The organism is Pseudomonas neustonica, from assembly GCF_003797945.1.
Taxonomy (GTDB): domain Bacteria; phylum Pseudomonadota; class Gammaproteobacteria; order Pseudomonadales; family Pseudomonadaceae; genus Halopseudomonas; species Halopseudomonas neustonica.
On the sequence record NZ_RKKU01000072.1, the window covers coordinates 1 to 1,247 of the forward strand.

The window sequence follows — 1,247 nt, forward strand, 5'->3', positions numbered from 1 at the left end:
TCCCATGAAACGGTTTATCCAGGGTGAACACCGAGGTCAAAGCACCTTGCTTCCCGAAAGCCTCGACGACTACGTCAGCGATACCAATCCAGTGCGCGTGGTCGATGTCTTCGTCGATGAACTCGACCTAGCCAAATTGGGTTTCGATGGCGTGATTCCAGCCGAAACCGGCAGACCTGCTTATCACCCTGCGATCCTGCTGAAGATCTATATCTACGGATACCTGAACCGTATTCAATCCAGCCGTCGTCTGGAGCGTGAAGCCCAGCGCAACGTCGAACTGATGTGGTTGACCGGGCGCTTGATGCCCGATTTCAAGACCATCGCCAACTTCCGCAAAGACAATAGCAAAGCTATTCGCGGCGTCTGCCGTCAGTTCGTTTTGCTCTGCCAGCAGTTGGGGCTGTTTAGCGAAAACCTGGTTGCCATCGACGGCAGCAAATTCAAGGCAGTGAACAACCGTGACCGCAATTTCACCAGCGCCAAACTGAAGCGGCGTATGGAAGAAATCGAGGCGAGCATCAGTCGTTATTTGGCTGCACTCGATGCGGCTGATCGACAGACTCCTAGCGCCTCCGCGCCAGACACTGGCAGCCTGGAAGATAAAATCGCCAAGCTCAAAGCGCAGATGAAAGAGCTTCAAAAGATCGAAACTCAGCTCAACGATTCCCCTGATAAACAGGTTTCGCTGACCGACCCAGATGCCCGTTCGATGATGACGCGCGGCAGCGGTATCGTCGGCTACAACGTTCAGACAGCGGTCGATACCAAACACCATTTAATCGTCGCGCATGAGGTGACCAACGTCGGATCCGACCGAGACCAGCTCAGCCCAATGGCCAAGCAAGCCCGCGAGGCGATGGGGACAGAAACGCTGTCCGTGGTGGCTGACCGAGGCTACTTCAAGGGTGAAGAGATCCTTGCCTGTCACGACGCAAACATCACGGCCTATGTGCCTAAGCCAATGACTTCAAGCGCCAAGGCTGATGGCCGATTCAACAAAGATGCCTTCGTGTATGACTCGACAAAAAACGAATACACATGCCCGGCGGGAGAGGCTCTGATTTGGCGGTTCTCCAGCGTTGAGAAAGGCATGAATATGCACTGTTACTGGAGTTCAAAATGCCAGAGTTGCACCCTGAAAACCCAGTGCACGCCAAGCACAAATCGTCGGGTAAGGCGCTGGGAACATGAAGCTGTGCTGGAGGAAGTGCAACGCCAGCTGAATCAAGCACCGGAGATGATGA

1 protein-coding gene is annotated in these 1,247 nt (G+C 54.2%); it reads left to right on the plus strand.

Annotation, left to right across the window (positions count from 1 at the left end):
• Nucleotides 1-4 precede the first annotated feature (4 nt).
• A partial coding sequence (locus EF096_RS20150; protein WP_123891521.1) for an IS1182 family transposase occupies nucleotides 5-1,247 on the plus strand: 1,243 nt, incomplete at its 3' end.